Annotated in this window: 23 protein-coding genes; 15 read left to right on the top strand and 8 right to left on the bottom strand. The window is 42.4% G+C overall.

The genetic code is table 11. The features are described 5' to 3' along the window. Nucleotides 1-60: 60 nt before the first annotated feature. Genes lptB through AAEY98_RS18415 form a run of 6 tightly spaced genes read right to left on the bottom strand, consistent with a single transcriptional unit; the run spans nucleotide 61 to nucleotide 4467 of the window. Entirely contained in the window at nucleotides 61-792 is a 732-nt protein-coding gene (lptB, locus tag AAEY98_RS18440; protein ID WP_011638813.1) for an LPS export ABC transporter ATP-binding protein, read from the bottom strand. Further along, nucleotides 789-1370, bottom strand: a complete 582-nt coding sequence (gene lptA / locus AAEY98_RS18435; protein ID WP_101085184.1) for a lipopolysaccharide transport periplasmic protein LptA — start codon at nucleotides 1368-1370, stop codon at nucleotides 789-791. The genes lptB and lptA overlap by 4 nt, the downstream gene beginning before the upstream one ends. Continuing rightward, on the bottom strand, nucleotides 1357-1917 hold the full coding sequence (gene lptC / locus AAEY98_RS18430; RefSeq protein ID WP_182743137.1) for an LPS export ABC transporter periplasmic protein LptC: 561 nt from the start codon (nucleotides 1915-1917) through the stop codon (nucleotides 1357-1359). Before lptC ends, lptA begins: the two co-directional genes overlap by 14 nt. Then, complete coding sequence (gene kdsC, locus AAEY98_RS18425) at nucleotides 1914-2480, bottom strand: 3-deoxy-manno-octulosonate-8-phosphatase KdsC (protein WP_162023893.1); 567 nt, start codon at nucleotides 2478-2480, stop codon at nucleotides 1914-1916. The genes lptC and kdsC overlap by 4 nt, the downstream gene beginning before the upstream one ends. A gap of 2 nt (nucleotides 2481-2482) precedes the next feature. Next, nucleotides 2483-3460 (bottom strand): KpsF/GutQ family sugar-phosphate isomerase, encoded by a 978-nt coding sequence (locus AAEY98_RS18420; RefSeq protein ID WP_101085187.1) that lies wholly within the window; start codon nucleotides 3458-3460, stop codon nucleotides 2483-2485. A 44-nt stretch (nucleotides 3461-3504) separates the two neighbouring features. Then, the gene (locus tag AAEY98_RS18415) at nucleotides 3505-4467 is read right to left on the bottom strand and encodes a calcium/sodium antiporter (protein ID WP_101085188.1); all 963 of its coding nucleotides are present in this window, start codon (nucleotides 4465-4467) and stop codon (nucleotides 3505-3507) included. Between the two features lie 188 nt (nucleotides 4468-4655). On the opposite strand from AAEY98_RS18415, the gene AAEY98_RS18410 reads away from it, so the two are divergent. The 7 genes from AAEY98_RS18410 to murA are packed head-to-tail and all read left to right on the top strand — an operon-like array spanning nucleotide 4656 to nucleotide 9293. Continuing rightward, nucleotides 4656-5480: an ATP-binding cassette domain-containing protein gene (locus tag AAEY98_RS18410; protein WP_162023891.1), complete on the top strand. Its 825-nt coding sequence runs from the start codon at nucleotides 4656-4658 to the stop codon at nucleotides 5478-5480. Continuing rightward, a complete protein-coding gene (mlaE, locus tag AAEY98_RS18405; protein ID WP_101085190.1) occupies nucleotides 5467-6252 on the top strand; it encodes a lipid asymmetry maintenance ABC transporter permease subunit MlaE in 786 nt (261 codons plus the stop codon). Before AAEY98_RS18410 ends, mlaE begins: the two co-directional genes overlap by 14 nt. A 41-nt stretch (nucleotides 6253-6293) precedes the next feature. Further along, the gene (gene mlaD / locus AAEY98_RS18400) at nucleotides 6294-6767 is read left to right on the top strand and encodes an outer membrane lipid asymmetry maintenance protein MlaD (protein ID WP_101085191.1); all 474 of its coding nucleotides are present in this window, start codon (nucleotides 6294-6296) and stop codon (nucleotides 6765-6767) included. Nucleotides 6768-6777: 10 nt separating this feature from the next. After that, nucleotides 6778-7443 carry an MlaC/ttg2D family ABC transporter substrate-binding protein gene (locus tag AAEY98_RS18395; RefSeq protein ID WP_351018688.1) on the top strand — a complete coding sequence of 222 codons (666 nt, stop codon included), beginning with the start codon at nucleotides 6778-6780 and terminating at the stop codon, nucleotides 7441-7443. Beyond that, nucleotides 7440-7739 carry an STAS domain-containing protein gene (locus AAEY98_RS18390; RefSeq protein WP_101085192.1) on the top strand — a complete coding sequence of 100 codons (300 nt, stop codon included), beginning with the start codon at nucleotides 7440-7442 and terminating at the stop codon, nucleotides 7737-7739. The genes AAEY98_RS18395 and AAEY98_RS18390 overlap by 4 nt, the downstream gene beginning before the upstream one ends. Nucleotides 7740-7766: 27 nt before the next feature. Next, nucleotides 7767-8018 (top strand): BolA family protein, encoded by a 252-nt coding sequence (locus AAEY98_RS18385; RefSeq protein WP_011638802.1) that lies wholly within the window; start codon nucleotides 7767-7769, stop codon nucleotides 8016-8018. A 15-nt stretch (nucleotides 8019-8033) separates the two neighbouring features. Then, complete coding sequence (gene murA / locus AAEY98_RS18380; protein ID WP_192114194.1) at nucleotides 8034-9293, top strand: UDP-N-acetylglucosamine 1-carboxyvinyltransferase; 1260 nt, start codon at nucleotides 8034-8036, stop codon at nucleotides 9291-9293. Nucleotides 9294-9433: 140 nt separating this feature from the next. Here the strand turns inward: murA and degS are convergent, their stop codons facing one another. Together degS and degQ are read right to left on the bottom strand one after the other, a co-directional pair. Beyond that, nucleotides 9434-10513, bottom strand: coding sequence for an outer membrane-stress sensor serine endopeptidase DegS (degS, locus tag AAEY98_RS18375; protein ID WP_182743140.1), 1080 nt, complete (start codon nucleotides 10511-10513; stop codon nucleotides 9434-9436). A 156-nt stretch (nucleotides 10514-10669) separates the two neighbouring features. Continuing rightward, nucleotides 10670-12019: a Do family serine endopeptidase DegQ gene (degQ, locus tag AAEY98_RS18370; protein ID WP_162023889.1), complete on the bottom strand. Its 1350-nt coding sequence runs from the start codon at nucleotides 12017-12019 to the stop codon at nucleotides 10670-10672. A 322-nt stretch (nucleotides 12020-12341) separates the two neighbouring features. Here degQ and zapE point away from each other — a divergent pair, with 322 nt between their 5' ends. The 8 genes from zapE to rlmB all read left to right on the top strand — a co-directional run bounded on the left by zapE (nucleotide 12342) and on the right by rlmB (nucleotide 20544). Next, the gene (gene zapE, locus AAEY98_RS18365) at nucleotides 12342-13454 is read left to right on the top strand and encodes a cell division protein ZapE (protein ID WP_182743142.1); all 1113 of its coding nucleotides are present in this window, start codon (nucleotides 12342-12344) and stop codon (nucleotides 13452-13454) included. Between the two features lie 263 nt (nucleotides 13455-13717). Then, nucleotides 13718-14146, top strand: coding sequence for a 50S ribosomal protein L13 (gene rplM, locus AAEY98_RS18360; RefSeq protein ID WP_011638797.1), 429 nt, complete (start codon nucleotides 13718-13720; stop codon nucleotides 14144-14146). A 17-nt stretch (nucleotides 14147-14163) separates the two neighbouring features. Next, nucleotides 14164-14556 carry a 30S ribosomal protein S9 gene (gene rpsI / locus AAEY98_RS18355; protein ID WP_011494965.1) on the top strand — a complete coding sequence of 131 codons (393 nt, stop codon included), beginning with the start codon at nucleotides 14164-14166 and terminating at the stop codon, nucleotides 14554-14556. A 392-nt stretch (nucleotides 14557-14948) separates the two neighbouring features. Then, the gene (locus AAEY98_RS18350; protein ID WP_011638796.1) at nucleotides 14949-15137 is read left to right on the top strand and encodes a DUF2065 domain-containing protein; all 189 of its coding nucleotides are present in this window, start codon (nucleotides 14949-14951) and stop codon (nucleotides 15135-15137) included. 69 nt (nucleotides 15138-15206) lie between these two features. Beyond that, nucleotides 15207-16502: an adenylosuccinate synthase gene (locus tag AAEY98_RS18345; RefSeq protein ID WP_101085197.1), complete on the top strand. Its 1296-nt coding sequence runs from the start codon at nucleotides 15207-15209 to the stop codon at nucleotides 16500-16502. Between the two features lie 122 nt (nucleotides 16503-16624). After that, on the top strand, nucleotides 16625-17242 hold the full coding sequence (locus AAEY98_RS18340; protein WP_392341439.1) for a tetratricopeptide repeat protein: 618 nt from the start codon (nucleotides 16625-16627) through the stop codon (nucleotides 17240-17242). A gap of 37 nt (nucleotides 17243-17279) precedes the next feature. Continuing rightward, nucleotides 17280-19799 (top strand): ribonuclease R, encoded by a 2520-nt coding sequence (gene rnr, locus AAEY98_RS18335; RefSeq protein ID WP_101085199.1) that lies wholly within the window; start codon nucleotides 17280-17282, stop codon nucleotides 19797-19799. A 4-nt stretch (nucleotides 19800-19803) separates the two neighbouring features. After that, on the top strand, nucleotides 19804-20544 hold the full coding sequence (gene rlmB / locus AAEY98_RS18330; protein WP_011638792.1) for a 23S rRNA (guanosine(2251)-2'-O)-methyltransferase RlmB: 741 nt from the start codon (nucleotides 19804-19806) through the stop codon (nucleotides 20542-20544). Nucleotides 20545-20685: the final 141 nt, after the last annotated feature.

Raw genomic sequence — 20685 nt, 5'->3', positions numbered from 1 at the left:
ACGTTGTTTAGGTATCGTTCAATGAAATGAGTTAGCTAGACTAAAAGGCCAGTAAAGTAACTATAGCTTGAATTGTTCACCTAAGTACACAGCTCGAACTTGTTGATTACTTAATATCTCATCTGGTGTGCCTTCGGCAATTAAATTACCCTGGCTAACGATATAGGCTCGCTCACAAACGTCTAGCGTTTCACGTACGTTATGGTCGGTAATTAATACCCCTAAACCGCGGTTTTTAAGTTGTTGGATGATTTTTTTAATGTCGATGACCGAAATAGGATCAACACCAGCAAAGGGCTCATCAAGCAAAATAAATTTTGGATTAGCAGCTAAAGCGCGCGCAATTTCAACACGACGACGTTCACCACCCGATAACGACATGCCTTGGCTGTCGCGTATGTGAGTAATGTGGAACTCTTCGAGTAAGTGCTCAAGTTGCTCAATACGTTGGTCTGTGCTGAGCTCTTTGCGAGTTTGCAGTACGGCCATTATGTTGTCGTAAACGGTGAGCTTGCGGAAAATACTGGCTTCTTGTGGTAAGTAACCTATACCTTTGCGGGCGCGCAAATGCATTGGATCGGCAGTAAGGTCGTCATCGTCAATCAATATTCGGCCTTTATCGCTTTTTACTAAGCCGACAACCATATAAAAGGTGGTGGTTTTACCTGCACCATTGGGGCCTAAAAGACCGACAATTTGGCCGGTTTTAACCGTTAAGCTCACATCTTTAACAACTTGACGAGCTTTATAGCTTTTAGCTAGATTTTCAGCGGTTAAGGTAATTTGGGTCATGGTTTGATCTGCTTGTTAACAGGAATTTCAGGGAGTTTTTGCTTTGGCGCTGACTCGTCTTGGAAATTCTCTGGTTGAATGATGGTGATTACCCGATCTTGTCCTGTACCAGTACTTTCGGCAATCAGCTCTTGAGCACTGATGTTGTACTTGATTTTATTACCGGTAACCTGGCTACCAGATTGATCCAATTTGGCGTTGCCAGTCAATGTGAGTGTAGTAGTGGCAAGGTCATAGCTAATTTCGTTAGCACTTGCGGTACCAATTTTACCGTCATCTAATTCTTGTGAAAATGTAGCTGGGGTGCCAGTAGCAATTAATCTCTTGCTGGTGGTGTTTTCAGGGGTAAACGCCCGTAACTGATCTGCATTGATATTAATCGTGCCTTGGACAATCGTTACCGGACCATTAAAAACAATTTGATTATTCTTAATGTCGGCAGACTGACTGACTGAAGCGATTTTCAATTCTTGTTTCAGATCCCCTTGTTTCGCTATGGCAGGCAAACTCAATATACAAAGTATGCTACTTAATAACATAACATTGGCGCGAGTGTGGAGACGATTAATGTGGCTCATATGTTCCTTCTACCTGGCTTAGTAGCGATAATTTTTGCGAATTCAAGTCAGCATGTAGGCCTAAACCTTGAATAATAAACCCTTTACCTTTGATGTACACCATCTCTTGCGAGGATCCTATCATAGTGGTTAAATCCACCGAAATAGCTTGGGTACTCAGTGACTGCAGGGGTTCTTCTATATCAATGGCATCAATAATAACATTATTTTCTAATGTGACTTTGCTGGTATTTTTATTCAATTGCCCACGGTCTGCACTTAATTGCCATTGTGCTTTACCGTTTTCAGGGTAAATGAGGTAAATCGGTTTGGTAAAGTGAGTGATGTCACTTGAGGCGTAATGCTCCATGTGTTCGGCGCTGACTCGACTTTCGACGAAACCTAGTTGATTGAATTCTGTAGTGCGTAGGTTATCTGCAACAAAATCTGGGCGCTCAATACCGCGTATTTGTACCGCGTCCATTTCACTGCGTTTTACTTGTGCTTGCCAGTACAATATAAAAGCAAGCCCAAAAAAAGCAATAATACCTAGCGTGACTCTACTCATATACTCATACCATGAGCACTGGCAAATTTATCTTGGCTTAATAGTAATAAATCGGTGAGTTCACGCAGTGCGCCGTGGCCACCATTGAGGGTGGTTGTCATATGGCACTGTTGTTTGACAAACGGATGACCATCACCGACACAAACGGCTAGTCCTACGGCTTTCATTACAGGTAGGTCTACCATGTCATCGCCAATGTAAGCCACTTCATCAGCAGTCACATTATAGAGCGACAATAATTGCTCAAAAGGCTCAAATTTATTATCAATACCTTGATAAATATGTGTTACACCTAATGCCGTCATGCGGTTTTCAACAATCTTGGATTTACGTCCTGTTATCACGGCAACATGGATACCACTGGTAAGCAAAGAACGCACACCATAACCGTCACGAGTATGGAACGCTTTGAGTTCTTCACCTGCATTACTGAGGTAAATACGTCCATCTGAAAATACTCCATCGACATCACAGATTAACAGTTTGATTTTTTGAGCTCGTTGCCAAATATCATTGCTGACAGGGCCGTAAAATCCTTGGTGAAACGAGGTTGATTCTGACATGATTAAATGACTCCAGCTTTAACCATATCGAGCATGTTTAATGCTCCGATCGGTTGATGTTTTTCATTAACGACAATCAGTCCGTTGATGCTCTTTTCATCCATGATTTGCAGTGCTTGTGCGGCTAAAATCCCCGCAGGGCAGGTAACACAATTTTCGGTCATAACCTGGGCAATAGGAGTGATTCGAAGATTCACGTCTGCATCGATAACCCGGCGTAAATCACCATCGGTAAAAATGCCCACAAGTTTATTGGCATGGTCGACTACTGCCGTCATGCCAAGGCCCTTTTTAGATATTTCATAAAGTGCCTCAGTAATACAAATATCATCATTGACGATCGGTAAATCATCGTCTTTATGCATGACATCGTCGACTTTTAGAAGTAATTTTCTTCCAAGAGAGCCACCAGGGTGTGATAAGGCAAAGTCATCACGAGTAAAACCTTTTGCTTGTAATAAAGCAATGGCTAATGCATCGCCCATAGCAAGTGTTGCAGTGGTGCTGGAAGTGGGTGCTAATCCTAATGGACATGCTTCTTCTTGCACTTGAATGCATAAATGGATTTTGGATAAACGCGCCATATTGGAGTCTGGTTTACCGGTCACCGCAATCACTGGTACACCCATACGCTGGATAACAGGCATTAATGTCAGTATTTCGCTTGATTCACCAGAGTTGGAAATGGCGAGTACAATGTCATTTTTGGCTAATGCGCCCAAATCACCATGACTGGCTTCACCAGGGTGAACAAAAAATGCCGGTGTGCCGGTGCTGGCAAAGGTCGCGGATATTTTGTTACCAATATGACCGGATTTGCCCATCCCCATGACAATTACTTTACCTTTACACTGCATGATCAATTGACATGCTTGGTCAAACTCAACCGAGTCTACATATTGATATAAATTATCTAAGGCAGCTTTTTCTATATCAATGACTTTACGACCCCATTGACGAAATTGAGTGTGATTTACCATGCGACTCTCTCTGTTAGCTTAATACTTTACTTTCATGCTCCAATCTAATGCGACTGAAAGACAACAATTTGGTACGCAATAAAGGTGATTAATAATAGTGCGCCATGCCAGCGAGTAAGTTGTTGCTTAGCGCCACTGGATAATACTAAAACGGCTAATGCTGCACTGGTGCCTAATACCATATAGAAGTCTCTTCCACTGGCTGAAGCATCTATTTCACCAGGGGAGATCAATCCTGGTAGTGCCAGTACCGCAAGAATGTTAAACAAGTTAGACCCAACAATGTTACCAATGACAAGGTCGTGTTCTTTTTTTAATACACCAGCAATACAGGCCGCTAATTCTGGTAGGCTGGTTCCTACTGCGATAATGGTTAAGCCAATCACAAGATCTGACAACCCATAAAACTTTGCAATACCTACAGCGCCATCGACCATCCAACTTGCTGATAGCGGGAGCAATATAATACCGACGACCAGCCAAATGATAGCATGAAAGGTTGGCACATTTTTAGGGATCTCAGATTCAAGTTTATCATCTAAGCTGTCTGGGGTTTTGTCATGAGTAGCTTGCCAAATGAAATATCCCATCAACAACAAAAGTAATGCAATAAGCATGATACCTTCTGTTTGTGTCAACACATTATCATGCAAGGTGTAACCGGCAAATACCGTAGCAGCAAGCATGATAGGTATTTCGCGTTTTAAGGTCTTCGAATCTAAGCTAATGGCACCTAGTAAGGCTGTTAATCCTAAAATTAAGGTAATGTTAGCAATGTTTGAGCCCAATACGTTACCAATGGCGGTATCACGCATGCCATCCATTGATGCGGTGGCCGCAACAAACATTTCAGGTGCAGAGCTACCCATAGCAACAATGGTGAGTCCAATTAACATCGGAGGTAAGCCTAAGTTGCGGGCAAATGCCGCCGCCCCATAGACAAATCTATCCGCACTCCAAACTAAAACAGCAAGGCCAACAACTAACATTAGGATATTAACTAGCATGTGATTCCGATAGTAGTATTTAATTAACGACTATTTTCGCTGGATTTTTATCAAATTGAAAGCATTGCACAGTAATTGCTCTGGTAATGAAGAGTGTTGATATGGATATAGTTGTCGCTTAATCGACAATTACAGTACAATTTACTCTTCAACTTAAAGCAAGGAAGGCTGTTATCTCCTCAACGCCAATGTCTGATATGAGCAAATCAATTAATAAACCTTTGGTCGAAGTTAACCATTTAGCGTTTAGCCATGGTTCACACGTGATTTATGAAGATATTTCTTTATCGATTCCCAAAGGTAAAGTAACCGCTATCATGGGGCCCAGCGGTATCGGTAAAACCACCCTATTAAAATTGATTGGCGGACAGTTAACCCCCAACAGTGGGCAAGTTTTATTCGATGGCCATGATATACATAAGCTTAAACGCAAAGATCTGTTTGAATTGCGTAAGCGCATGAGTATGCTATTTCAAAGTGGTGCAATGTTTACCGACCTTAATGTTTTCGATAATGTCGCGTTTGCATTAAGAGAGCATTCTGGATTACCTGAAGAGATTATCCGCTCCATTGTATTGATGAAGCTGCAAGCTGTCGGACTTCGCGGTGCCGCGTATATGATGCCTAATGAGTTATCTGGTGGTATGCAGCGTCGAGCCGCATTGGCGCGAGCGATTGCACTTGAACCTGAGATGGTGCTGTACGATGAGCCCTTTGCCGGACAAGATCCTATTTCAATGGGCATGCTAGTAAAACTTATTCGTGAGTTGTCGGATTCATTAAAACTCACTTCAGTAGTGGTTTCTCATGATGTAGATGAAGTATTAGGTATTGCAGATTATGTCTATGTGATAGCCGATAAAAAAGTCATTGCACATGGAACACCAGAGCAATTACGTCAATCTGACAATCCACAACTGGTCCAGTTTATCAAAGGCGCGCCAGATGGCCCTGTGCCATTCCATTATCCTGCAGAGGATTATCAAGAGGAGCTACTTCGTGGGCGTAATTGATTATATTGCCGACACCGGCAAATATGCACTGAGATTGGTGCAGGGTTATGGTCGAGCGGGCATCATGTTATGGCGCGCGATTGCGCATTTTCCTAACATCAAAAAAGGTACCCCATTACTGATTAAGCAAGTTTATGTGCTTGGTGTTCGTTCAATGGTCATCATTTTAGTGTCCGGTTTGTTTATTGGCATGGTATTGGCTCTGCAGGGATATAATATTTTAGTTGGGTTTGGCACTGAAGAAAGCTTAGGCCCAATGGTAGCGTTAAGCTTATTACGCGAACTTGGGCCTGTCGTTGCTGCATTATTATTTGCCGGACGAGCAGGTTCAGCGTTAACCGCCGAAATAGGCTTAATGAAATCGACAGAGCAATTGTCGAGTTTAGAGATGATGGCGATAGACCCATTAAGGCAAATCATCGCACCGCGTTTTTGGGCGGGTGTCATTAGCATGCCATTACTGGCGTTAATGTTTAGTCTAGTGGGTATTTTAGGTGGGCACTTAGTCGGTGTTGAATGGAAGGGCATTGATAGTGGTGCGTTTTGGTCTATTCTTCAAGCATCGGTTGAGTGGCGACAAGATATTGTTAACTGTTTGATAAAAAGTGCTATTTTTGGTGTGGTGGTGACATGGATAGCCTTGTACCGAGGTTATGAAGTTCAACCCAATCCAGAAGGCATCAGTCGTGCGACAACCTCAACGGTTGTGCAGGCAAGCTTAGCTGTTTTAGCGCTGGACTTTTTGCTTACGGCAATCATGTTTGGAAATTAAGATTTTTTCATTGTTTAGATTAATTTAAGTGGTTTAATAGTATGTTGACACGGAAAATAGAGTTATTAGTAGGTGTATTTTTATTGTCAGGTTTGTTGGCATTTTGCGTATTAGTATTCAACGTTGCTAATGTGAAAGTAAAATCCAATGCCCAGACTTATACCTTGGTGGCTGAGTTTAATAATATCGGTGGCCTAAAAGTACGTTCGCCGGTAAAAGTTGGCGGAGTCGTTGTCGGACGCGTGACTGATGTTACCCTTGATAGCCATAAATTAGTGCCTGTTGTGACGTTAACAATGGATAAGCGCTTTGATAAATTCCCCGAAACCAGCAGTTTGGCCATTTTGACTTCAGGGTTACTTGGGGAGCAGTTCATTGGTCTAACACCTGGATTTATGGACGATGATATTTCGATGCTTGCCGATGGCGATAAAGTACATGACACGCGTGGTGCATTGATTTTAGAAGATTTAATTGGTCAGCTGTTATACAGCATGTCATCTAAAGATAAATAGGATCCCTATTATGAAAACGTTTTTTAGTCGTGTTATAGCTTTATGCCTAGTGGGTAGCGCTGTTATCAGCCAAGGTGCTACGGCTGCTAATGATGAGGTGAATACTAGTGATCCTTATGAGATGATCAAACAAGTAGCCAATATGACCTTTGATCGGTTTAAATCAGATAAAGAATTAATTAATGCCGATTTAAGTCATTTAAAAGTGATTGTACGTGAAGAGCTTATGCCTTACGTCGATTATAAATACGCTGCATATAAAGTCATGGGGCAGTATTTAAGTGATACCACCGTAGATCAACGTAACCGTTTTGTTGAGGCTTTCGAAGGCTATTTGGTCGCAACTTATGCTCAAGCATTAACAGAATATACCGATCAAAAAGTGGCCTTTGATCCGCCGAGTGATTTTAGCGACGAAAAAATAGTTGAAGTGAACGTGCAGATTATCGAAAAAGGTCGTCCACCGATTAAAATTCAATTTAAAGCGCGTCGTCTGAAAGACAACACTTGGAAAGCATTTGATTTAGTGGCGGAAGGGGTGAGTTTACTCGCCTCTAAACAGTCTGAAATTTCAAACTTAATCCGTCAGCAAGGTATTGAAGCGGTGATTACAATGTTGAATGATAAAACCCAACAGAATATTGATCGCCAACCAGCAAAAGAAGCAGCTGCGTGATTACCTTTAATCAACAAGAGCAACGTTGCATTGTCAGCGGTCGGTTAACACAAGATGATGTAAAACAATTGTGGCCTAAACGCCATGAATTGTTTACTGCATCTACTCAAGTGGTAGACTTATCAGCATTGGAATACGTCGACAGTGCAGGTGTTGCATTGTTATTAGCGTTTATCAAACTACATGCTTCAAGTAGCCAAGAAACAAGTGTGTCACGTCAATTGGTTAATCCAAGTGATCAGCTCAAGAAAATGATTGAGCTTTATGATTTAGACGCTTTTTTCAGCCAAATATAGTCTCAAATAGTAAAGGTAATTGATTTCATGGAATGCAAGGTTATTGAACAGATTTTAACAGAGGCGTTGTCGCTAACAGAAGCACATGTGACCTCTGATGGCAGCCATTACAAAGTGGTCGCCGTGGGTGAATGCTTCGAAGGCATGAGCCGTGTAAAACAGCAGCAGGCGATTTATACTCCTTTAGCTGAGCAAATTGCCAGTGGTGAATTGCACGCGTTAACGATTAAAACTTTTACGCCTACCCAGTGGAAGCGTGAAAAACTTTTCAATATGTAACAACTGAGACTCACAGTGGATAAATTAACTATTAAAGCCAGCAACCCTTTAGCTGGCGAAGTCGTGATCTCTGGTGCAAAAAACGCAGCATTGCCAATTTTAATGGCTGGCGTATTAGCTGAAACAGATTTTATTGTCTCAAATGTGCCTAACTTACGTGACGTGATCACCAGCTGTGAACTACTACGCTGTTTAGGTGCAGAGGTTGAAGACTTAGGCGGTAGCCGCATTCGTATTTCAACCACCAATTTAAATGAATACTGCGCCCCTTATGATTTAGTCAAAACAATGCGCGCTTCTATTCTTATTTTAGGTCCATTGCTTGCCCGTTATGGTACTGCAGATGTTTCTTTGCCTGGCGGTTGTGCTATTGGCGCACGTCCGGTGAATCTGCATTTACATGGTTTAGAGTTAATGGGAGCTAAGATTGAAGTCAAAGAAGGCTACATCAAAGCGCGCGTAGATGGTCGTTTAAAAGGCGCACATATCTTTATGGATATGGTCAGTGTCGGCGCAACTGAAAACTTGCTTATGGCCGCTGCGTTAGCTGATGGCACCACAGTGATTGAAAATGCTGCCCGTGAGCCTGAAGTCACTGATTTAGCACATTGCTTAATTGCTATGGGTGCAAAGATTACTGGTGTAGGCACTGCGACCTTAAAGATTGAAGGGGTTGAGCGTTTATCGGGTTGCGAATATCGTGTTATGCCTGATCGCATCGAGACCGGTTCCTTCCTGGTTGCCGCAGCGGTAACACGTGGCAAAATTCGCTGTGTATCTGCAGACCCTAGTGCATTAGAAGCGGTATTATCAAAGCTTGAAGATGCCGGTGCTGAGATCACGACCGGCGAGGACTGGATTGAGCTTGATATGAAGGGCCAACGTCCAAAATCAGTCAATATTAAAACTGCACCTTATCCTGCGTTTCCAACCGATATGCAAGCGCAATTTTGTGTGTTGAATGCTCTTGCTGAAGGCACTGGCCGTGTTACAGAGACGATTTTCGAGAATCGTTTTATGCATGTACCAGAGCTGAGCCGCATGGGTGCTAATCTAGAGCTTGAAGGCAACACTTGCATTATTCATGGTATTGAACGGTTAAATGGCGCCCAAGTTATGGCGACAGATTTACGTGCATCTGCCAGCTTAGTCATTGCAGGCTTAATGGCTGAAGGAACGACAACAGTAGATCGTATCTACCATTTAGATCGTGGTTACGAGCACATTGAAGCTAAGTTCCAAGGCTTAGGTGCTGAAGTCGTCAGGGTTAAATAGCTGGTGTGAAATAGCTGGTGTGAAATAGCTGGTGTGAAATAGATCAAGTGCAGTCGTCATAAACATTACTGCTGACGCATAAAAAAACCATTCATTTGAATGGTTTTTTTGTCGAAATACATTGTGAATATTTGCGTCTGCTACTCTGCTGCAGTGATCTTTTCTGAAATAATCACCGGTAGTGTTTGCTTTTTACCTTCACGAATAATGGTCATGTTGACTTTAGTACCCGGGGTAGTTTCTGCAATTCTGTCCATTAACATTTCAACACCTGGAACATCTTCGTCATTATATTGAGTAATAACATCTCTAGGAGATAAACGTGCACGTGCTGCTGGTCCGCCAGGATCAATACCTGTAACCAACACACCTTTTAAATCAGGTAAGTTGAGTATCTGGGCCATTACGGGATTAAGTGGTTCACCAGAAATGCCTAATGCACCGCGGATAACTCGACCATGCTTAATCAATTTGTCCATGATACTGTGAGCTAACTTTATCGGAATCGCGAAACTAATCCCATTACCCCCATTATCACCACCCACTTGGAATGCGGCAGTATTGATACCAATTAATTCACCACTGGTGTCGATTAATGCTCCACCAGAATTGCCAGCATTGATGGCGGCATCAGTTTGTAGGAAGTCTAAGTAACCTGAACTTAAGCCGTTACGTCCTGTTGCACTGATAATCCCTTGGGTAATGGTTTGGCCAATATTATAAGGATTGCCAATGGCCAATACCACATCGCCTACTTGGGCGAGCTTATTAAGATTAATCGGTACGATAGGTAAAGTGTCACCTTCAATTTTGAGTACTGCTAAATCAGTTTCGGGATCAGAACCAACCACTTCGGCGGTAAATTTACGCCCATCTTGCAGCGCAATCACAATCTCATCGGCTTTTTTTATCACATGGTAATTGGTTAATACGTAACCTTCTTTACTCATTATTACTCCAGAGCCGAGACCTTGAAGTGAACTTGAATTGAGTGGATTATGTTGATCAATACTAAGGCTATAAATATTAGCAACGGCAGGGGCTGCACGGCGGACCGCTTTAGCAAAAGATAATTCTGAGCCATTATTGCTGACATTCGTTAAGCTATGGTTGAGCGAGGAGTTTTGGAGCAAGGAGGTTATGGCTAAAAAAACTGCTGCCATGATCAGACCAAATACCACAGCTTTAGTTATATAGATGCAAGTGTCTTTTAGGTTCATGGCATGAATAATTGTTAAAAAAAATGGCTATTATATTAACATAGCTCAAAAAATTAAGCATCGACCAAACGGTTGTCGATGCTTAATTCCTTAACTGAAGTCACACTCAATAAACTCATGGTTGTTATCGAGTGCGATTCTAGTGGTTTGACAATATTAACGTAAAACTAGGTAGAGCAAGTTGTTGTCACGTAATATTTTTAGCGCTACAGAGCTTTGATTGTCTTTCAACATTTCTTTTAATGTTTTAAGACTGGTCACTTTGTTGCGGTTAAGTCCCACAATTAAGTCTCCTTTTTGCAAACCGCTCATTGCAGCTGGTGAGCCTTGAGCAATCTCAGTGATCTGGATGCCTTTCTTGCTGTCTTCTAACGTTGCGCCTTGTAACATAGGGTGGACGTTACCCGCTTCAGCTTCGACTTTATCCGCTTCGCCTAAGGTCGCTTTGATGGTCTTTTTATCACCGTCACGAATAATCCCAAACTCTACTTCTGCACCCGCGCCCATAGTGGCAACTTTTGCGCGCAGTTCTTGGAAAGTCTTAATGCTGCGGCCATTCAGGCTGGTAATAATGTCACCCGCTTTTAGTCCGGCTTTGTCAGCTGAACTTTTTGGCATAACTTCATTCACAAAGCCACCATGCTGAGTGTCTAAACCAAAGGCTTTAGCAAGTTCATTGTCAAGGTCTCGTCCTGATACTCCCAGTACGCCACGTCTTACTTCACCGTGTTCAATAATTTGATCAACAAGGTTATTAACCATATTGGCAGGAATCGCGAAACCAATACCGACGTTACCACCATTAGGGGCCACGATTGCGGTGTTAATTCCGATGAGTTCACCTTTTAAGTTAACTAATGCGCCGCCCGAGTTACCACTATTTATAGCGGCATCGGTTTGGATAAAGTTTTCTAGCATTTCAATGCCTAAACCACTGCGGCCTAGCGCGCTGACTATCCCTGACGTGACGGTTTGTCCAAGACCAAATGGGTTACCAATGGCCACAGCAAAATCACCGACGCGAATTTCGTCAGAATCAGTTTGTTTAATAGCAATTAAGTTTTTTGCTTCAATTTGAAGCAGGGCAATGTCTGATTCTTTATCTGCACCGATTAGCTTAGCTGTAACTTCACGACCGTCGTGTAAGCCGATTTGAATGTCGTCAGCGCCATTGATGACATGGTTATTGGTTATGATGTAGCCTTTGTCGGCATCAATAATAACCCCTGAACCTAAACCTCTAAAAGGACGTTCCTGAACTTGTTCTTGTGGTGCATTTGGACCGAAGAAGTAACGAAACACATCTGGTACGCGTTGCTTGGAAACTTGGGTACCCGATACTGCTACCGACACAACAGCTGGCGTTGTCCGTTCTAACATTGGCGCTAAGCTAGGAATGGCTTGCCCGTCGACAGCTTGTGGAATGGCAGCAAATGATAGCGTGGGTGTCATGGCTAACGATGCAGTTAATAACGCGGCAGAAAGTAAGCTTAATTTGGTTTTCATCTATGGATAGCTCCTGTATGCATTCAAGCTTGATAACATAAAATATGTGGCTTGATGGCATGATTTCAAAGTTAAATATCGTTAATCATTTTTGTTAGTGTGTAGTCGTGAGCTTGTTTAATGATGTTCTACAATGGCGAGCAAGTCAGCACAACGATAAGCAAACAATTAACAAATTTACGTTAATCAATCAGAGTAACGATCATCGTGTTAGTTCCATTTTTATTAACAAAGGTTAATTTGATCCGTTGAAGCCATTACTCGTATTTATTATTTAATGTTATTATTCGCAGCAATTATTTGATGCAAGAGAGTCGTAATCGTGTCGCAGTTAACCCCTTGGCAGCATTATCAGCAAGACCTTACCCGAGATGATTTTTCACATGATGCCGCACAAGAACAAGCGGTTAAGTCACTACAGCGAGTATATGATGAATTGATTGTCGCTGCTAAACCGGCATCTGGCGTCAGTAAATTGTTTAGCGCAATAGGGATTAAGTCTACACCTCCACCAGTAAAAGGTTTGTATCTTTGGGGTGGGGTTGGCCGGGGTAAAACCTATCTAATGGACACCTTTTTTGATGCCTTGCCTACAGAGCTAAAATTACGCGCTCATTTCCATCGATTCATGCATCAAATTCATCATGACTTAGGTGAACTAAAAGGCGTACAAGATCCTCTGCTTACTATCGCTAAAAAGATGGCGTCACAATATCAAATCATCTGTTTCGATGAATTCTTTGTGTCAGATATCACCGATGCCATGCTGTTAGGGACGTTATTTCAAGCATTATTTAAAGAAGGGGTTGCCCTCGTGGCCACCTCAAACATCATTCCTGATGAATTATATAAAAATGGCTTACAACGGGTGCGTTTTTTACCTGCCATTGCCTTGATTAATCAGCACTGTGAAATCTTAAATGTCGATTCTGGAATTGATTACCGTTTACGAACTTTAGAGCAGGCGGAGATTTATCATTATCCCCTCGATGAACAAGCTGACATCAATCTAATACATTATTTTGACCAACTGGCGCCGGAATCTGAAAAGCTTACCACTTCTATAGAAGTTGATGGGCGTGCAATTCGTATTCGTCAACAGTCACAAGGAGTACTATTAATAAACTTCCGTGATTTATGTGATGGGCCTCGCTCGCAACGTGACTACATGGAAATGGCTTGCCTCTATCATACCGTGCTGGTGAGTGGTTTAGAGCAAATGGGATCGCAGCAAACGGGTGATGATATTGCCAGACGCTTCTTAGCCATGGTCGATGAATTCTACGAAAGAAATGTCAAATTGATTATTTCAGCCCAAGTCGAATTGGAACATATTTATACCGATGGCCAGCTAAATTTTGAGTTCAGACGCTGTCGTTCAAGGCTGATTGAAATGCAATCAAGAGAGTATCTGGCGCTGGAACATTTACCTTAAGCCTGCAAACGGTACTTTTTGAAAACTCGGGCATATTTTGTTCAGCACTCATTGAGTAGTTTATTTGAAATATTATCAGAAAGCAGGTGATCTTTGCTGTGGCTTTGCGTATAATCTGCGACCTGCCCGCGTTAATCCGCCAATTTGGGCGGAAGTTGTAAGCCAATATTCATGTTCGAAGGGGCAAGAATCGGTAATTTTGTGTTGATTGCAACCTGCAGTCAGCATGTGAGACAGAAAATTAACTTTGGGTTTTTGTAATAATGAAGACTTTTACTGCTACACCAGAAACTGTAACTCGTGACTGGTTTGTTGTTGACGCTGAAGGCAAAACTTTAGGCCGTATCGCAACTGAAATCGCAACTCGCTTACGTGGCAAGCATAAGCCAGAATACACTCCACACGTTGACACTGGTGATTATATCATCGTTATCAATGCTGAAAAAGTGACTGTAACTGGTAATAAAGCTGCTGGTAAGATTTACTACTCTCATTCAGGCTTCATTGGTGGCATTAAGCAAATCAGCTTTGAGAAGCTTCAAGCTCATAAGCCTGAAATGATCATCGAGAAAGCAGTTAAGGGTATGTTACCAAAAGGTCCTTTGGGCCGTGCCATGTTCCGTAAGCTTAAAGTTTACGCTGGCACAGAACATAACCACGCTGCACAACAACCACAAGTTCTTGATATCTAAACGGGAGGAGTAAGCAAATGTCTGCAACTCAGTACTACGGCACTGGCCGTCGCAAAACATCTACAGCTCGCGTTTTCGCTAAAGCAGGTAGTGGCAATATCGTTGTAAACCAACGTCCTTTGGATGTATATTTTGGTCGTGAAACTGCTCGTATGGTTGTTCGTCAACCATTAGAATTAGTTGAAATGACTGATAAGTTAGACATCTATGTAACTGTAAAGGGCGGTGGTACTACTGGCCAAGCTGGTGCAATTCGTCACGGTATTACCCGTGCATTATTGCAACTAGATGAAGCTTTACGTCCTACTCTACGTAGCGCTGGTTTTGTTACCCGTGATGCACGTAAAGTTGAACGTAAGAAAGTTGGTCTACGTAAAGCACGTCGTAAGCCACAGTTCTCTAAGCGTTAATTCGTTTTTTGGATTCAAAAAACCCAGCATTTGCTGGGTTTTTTATTGTCTAAAATTTATCGTGTAAAATGTGCTGTGTGGGTTAATGATGTTGTATAGCATCAATGTGAATAGGCCAGAAACATCGGCTGAAAGGTACATAGCCTGAACTTGAGATAACAAACGCCTCGCAAGCAGTCCTTTGTCTTGCTAACTGCGTTATTCTTTATACAAGCAGGCTTGCAATAGGCCAGCTATTGACGCGTCAATTTGCCTTGTTAGTAAAATAAATGACAAGTTTGATAGTGGCTAATGACTAAGCTTTAATTTTTATAATGATGTAACCTCATTTATATGCCGAGTTGAGGTTACATAATTAATGGAATTGGTATCAGTTAAAAAGAGGCTAAAACATGAATTTACCATTGTTAATGACCGCATTTGGCTTAGTTTTAATTATTGAAGGGCTTGGTCCGTTACTTTTTCCTAACAAGTGGCAAAAATATTTATTAGAGCTTTCTACACAAAAGCAAAATGTTCTCAGACGCTTAGGTGGATGTTTAGTTACTGCAGGAATTGTTTTATTGATCATTTTTCAATAAAACACTTGCCTATAACCCCCTAAAATCTGTTAAAATTCTATTTTATACCACAAGACGTTGCAGCTAATAATGGGCAAAAATGTAGTCGTACTCGGCACTCAATGGGGTGACGAAGGCAAAGGTAAGATTGTCGACCTTTTAACAGAACAGGCAAAATACGTAGTTCGTTACCAAGGCGGTCATAATGCCGGTCATACTTTGGTAATTGATGGTGAAAAAACCGTTCTTCATCTTATTCCGTCAGGCATTTTACGTGATAACGTAAAATGTATTATCGGTAATGGTGTGGTTGTTGCTCCTGATGCGTTGATGAAAGAAATCAACATGCTAAAAGGACGCGGCGTACCTGTCGAAGAGCGTTTATTAATTTCTGAAGCATGTCCGCTTATCCTTCCATTCCATTGTGCATTGGATGTTGCTCGCGAGAAAGCTCGCGGTAATAAAGCCATTGGTACAACTGGTCGTGGTATTGGTCCTGCATATGAAGACAAAGTTTCTCGTCGCGGTTTACGCATCGGTGATTTGTTTAATGCAGAACTTTTTGCGACTAAGTTACAAGAAGTGATGAAATATCATAACTTCATGCTAACTGAGTACTACAAAGTTGAAGCCGTTGATTACCAGCAAACACTTGATGATGCATTAGCGATTGCTGATTATCTAAAAAGCATGTGTACTGATGTTAGCGAAATGCTTGATGTTGCGCGTAAAGCGGGTGAGCCAATTCTTTTTGAAGGCGCTCAAGGCACATTATTGGATATCGACCACGGTACTTATCCATTTGTGACTTCATCAAACACGACAGCTGGTGGTGTTGCGACCGGTTCAGGTTTTGGTCCTCGTCATTTAGACTATGTTTTAGGCATCATGAAAGCTTATACGACTCGTGTCGGTGCTGGTCCTTTCCCAACAGAATTAGCCAATGAAATTGGTGATTATATTGGTGAGAAAGGCCAAGAGTTTGGTGCAACAACTGGTCGTAAGCGTCGTCCAGGTTGGTTAGATGCTGTGGCAATGCGCCGCGCAGTTCAAATCAACAGTGTTAGTGGTTTTTGTTTAACTAAATTAGACGTTTTAGACGGCCTAAAAGAAGTTAAAATTTGTGTTGGCTATCAATATGCTGATGGAACAGTTTCAAAGGTTACGCCTTTGGCTGCAGAAGGTTATGATTTAGTTACCCCAATATACGAAACCATGCCTGGTTGGAGTGAAACCACTTTTGGTGCCACAACAATCGAGCAATTGCCTCCAGCGGCAATAAATTATATCAAGCGTATCGAAGAGTTATTAGAAACGCCTATTGATATTATCTCTACGGGGCCGGACAGAAATGAAACCATGATTTTGGTGAGTCCGTTCAAGTAAACCAAAAAGGCCGCGATAAGCGGCCTTTTTAATGGATGCTATTAACGGTTGTAACAGTTTCTATTCAAGAAATACGCTATACTGCCGATGGATAAGTCATGAAAGTGCCATTGAGAATCCTTATGTTGCGTATCTGTTTATTGTTGTTGAGTGTGGTTTCGATCAATGTATTTGCGGTGACAGAAGCCGTCGATATCTATAGCGATCAACAATTGATTTCGCTCATCCGCTCAAATCAATATTTACAACGCGTAAAAGCAGACGACTGTCAGCTGGTTCAAGACATTGAAGCCCGTGCTGAAGTATTACAGCAACCCATGTACCAATTTTTATGGGCTGAAATGCTTAATAACGGTGTTTGTGTCAAGGCTCATCCTTCTCGCGGCATGGCGCTGCTGCAAACCTCTGCTGAGCAGGGTAGCGCTGAAGCGATGGTAAAATTGGCAGATTATTATTATCGCGGTAAACTAGTGGTTAAAGATCCCAATCGTGCAGTGCAATATGTATTGCCTGCGGCAGCTAATGGGGATTTAACCGCAAGAATGACATTGGTTCATTTATTTGGTGAAGGCTACGGAAGTCCTGCCGATTATGAACTTGGCTATCATTGGTTATATAACAGTATATTTGATGACGACGCCCAACAGAAAAAGGCCTCGTCTTTACTGCAGATGCTCGCTGCAAAAATGCCCGCCAGTATTGTGGCCAGGGCACAGCAGCCTCAGCTGTACACACGTTAAAGGCTCCAAAATATGGAGCGAATTATTTGGAAATTGAATGATCAACGATCCTCATTTTGAGAGAGAACAAGACAAGTACGACAATCCTATTCCTAGCCGTGAGTATATTTTAGAATACTTGCGCGCCCAAAAGTCTCCTGTTTCCCGCGATAAAATAGCTGAAGCATTATCCATTACAGATGAAGTGCCATTAGAAGCCCTCCGCCGTCGTTTACGTGCAATGGAGCGTGATGGCCAGCTAGTCTTTACCCGCGGACAAAGCTATGGCTTACCTGAACGGATGGATTTATTGTCTGGTACCGTTTTAGGCCATCGCGATGGATTCGGCTTTTTTAAGCCAGATGAAGGCGGTGACGATTTATTTATTAATAATCGCGATATGCTGATGTATTTCCATGGCGATAAAGTGCTTGCTCAAAAAGCAGGTACTGATCGTCGTGGTCGTCGCGAAGCACGAATTGTGCGCTTAGTTCATGAGCGAACAGCTGCATTAGTTGGCCGTTATCACGTCGACGGCGGCATGGGTTTTGTTATTGCTGATGACAGACGCATCACCCAAGAAATATTAATTGCCAGCGAAGATACACTAGGCGCGCGCGCCGGTGATGTTGTCGTGGTTGAGTTAACCCGTCGCCCTGGTCGTTTTGTTAAAGCGGCAGCGAAAGTGACCGAAGTCTTGGGTAAGACAATGGCACCGGGTATGGAAATTGAAATTGCGTTACGTAATTATGATTTACCACATACTTGGTCAGCGATTATTGAGAAAAAACTCAAACGTATTCCTGACGAAGTCACCGAAGAAGATAAATTAGGTCGCGTCGATTTACGTCATTTACCGTTAGTCACTATTGATGGCGAAGATGCCCGTGATTTTGATGACGCGGTGTATGCTGAAGCAAAACCAAGTGGTGGCTGGCGTTTATGGGTAGCAATTGCTGATGTGAGTCATTATGTACGCACTGATTCAGCATTAGATACTGAAGCGCGCTCACGTGGTAACTCGGTATATTTCCCATCGCAAGTTATCCCAATGTTGCCTGAGAAAATATCTAATGGCTTGTGTTCATTAAAGCCAAAAGTCGACCGTTTATGTATGGTTGCTGAAATGACCATTTCTGCAGCGGGTAAGTTATCGGGTACTAAGTTTTATCCCGCGGTAATGCACTCTCATGCACGTTTTACCTACACCCAAGTTGCCGACATGCTAGAAGGTGGTGCAATTGCCCCTGAGCATGAAGTATTATTCCCGCATTTATTGTGTTTGCAGTCGTTATATCTGATCTTAGATGAGCGCCGTGCAGAGCGTGGGGCGATTGCTTTTGAAACGCTAGAAACGCAATTCATTTTTAATGAACAACGTAAAATTGATAAAATTGTCCCTAGAGGTCGCAATCAAGCGCATAAAATCATTGAAGAATGTATGATTTTAGCCAACGTGGCGTCGGCGAAATTTGTTAAAAAGCACAAAGGTGAAGTGCTATATCGTGTTCACGAAGCACCATCAGAGCAAAAACTGGCTAATTTTAAAGAGTTTCTTGCTGAGCGTGGTTTAAGCATGGATGGCGGATTAGAGCCGACCCCGACTGACTATCAAAATCTGATGTTAAAAATTGCTGACCGTCCTGACTTTGAGTTAATTCAGGTGATGTTATTGCGCTCAATGCGCCAGGCCGTTTACAGCCCAGACAACGAAGGTCACTTTGGTTTGGCATTAGAAGCTTATTCGCATTTTACGTCGCCAATTCGTCGTTATCCTGACTTAGTTTTGCACCGAGTAATTAAATATTTACTCGCAAAAGAGCAGGACAATGTTAACGATAAATGGACTCAAGATGGTGGTTATCTCTACCAGATTGAAGAGTTAGATGCATTAGGTGAAGAATGTTCCACCACTGAGCGTCGTGCAGATGAAGCTACCCGTGATGTGAGTGATTGGCTTAAATGTGAATATATGCAAGATCACGTCGGCGACACTTTCGATGCGGTTATTGCCTCAGTCACTAGCTTTGGGTTATTTGTCAGATTAAACGAATTATTTATTGATGGGCTGGTACATATTTCAAGTCTTGCCAGTGACTATTATCAATTTGATCCAATGCGCCAACGGTTAATTGGTGAAAATTCTCGCCAAGTATATCAAGTAGGCGATCCTGTGACGGTTAAAGTTGCGGCGGTGAATCTTGATGATCGTCAAATTGATTTATTGATGGTGGGTGACAACACTAAAGGTGCGGGTAAAACAGCGCGTAAAGGCAGTAAGCCAACAACAGCGCGCCAACGAGTGAATGCTGAAGGCGCTAAGTCAGCACGAGGTAAGTCATCTGCAAAGTCTGATAAACCTAAATCAGATAAGCCTAAGTCTGATAAATCAAAGTCTGACAAACCAAAGTCTGATAAGCCTAAAGCCAGCAAGCGTCGTTCAAGCGGAAAAGCTTCATCTCCAGCAGCAAAACCAGCGGCGGTGAAAAAATCTTCTGCAGTTGCACAAAAAACGGATGCAGCAAAACCAGATTCTAGCGTTAAGAAAAACCCTGCCAAGCGCAGCAAGAGAAAGTAATTAAATGAAAAAACAAGATACCATTTTTGGCATTCACGCCGTTCAAGCTTTGTTAGATAACAGCCCTGAACGTGTCATTGAACTTTGGCTACTACAAGGCCGTGATGACGAACGCTTAACCCCGTTAATTAATCTAGCGTCAACCTTTGGTACAACACTACAACGTGCAGCACGTAAAGTGTTAGATGATAAAGCGGGTAGCTCACAACACCAAGGTATTGTGGCTCGCGTTAAGGCTGTTAAGCCGTTGACTGAAAAAGATTTAGATGAGTTACTTGATAAAACTGCAGTGCCTTTCTTATTAATTTTAGACGGTGTAACTGATCCACATAACCTTGGCGCATGTTTACGTAATGCTGATGCTGCTGGGGTACATGCGGTTATCGTACCAAAAGATAACTCAGTAGGGTTAACCTCAACCGTAAGCAAAGTTGCTTGTGGCGCAGCAGAAACCATACCGTTATTTCAAGTGACTAACCTTGCTCGTACTATGCGTCACTTGCAAGATAAAGGTGTTTGGATTGTAGGTACTGCAGGCGAAGCCGAAGGTAATGTATACCAAGCAGACCTCAAAGGGCCGCTAGCGATTGCTATGGGCGCGGAAGATAAAGGTTTACGTCGTTTATCACGCGAAGGTTGTGATTCACTTGTATCGATTCCAATGTCTGGAAGCGTGTCGAGTCTCAACGTGTCTGTTGCCACTGGTGTTTGCTTATTTGAAGCGGTTAGACAGCGTTTAGGTTAATCACCTATCCATTAGCGTTGTTGCTAGCGAAAATAGCAAAGAATGCGATCAAAAAACGGCGATATTAATCGCCGTTTTTTATTATCTCGAGCTCAGGATATTGAGTGTTTTACATACTGCTTTAACGTTTTTATTAATTCA

This window comes from Shewanella sp. AC91-MNA-CIBAN-0169 (assembly GCF_040310165.1).
Classification (GTDB): Bacteria; Pseudomonadota; Gammaproteobacteria; order Enterobacterales; family Shewanellaceae; genus Shewanella.
Note: the sequence above shows the minus strand (reverse complement) of the source record. Positions and strands in the feature narration are given on the sequence as shown.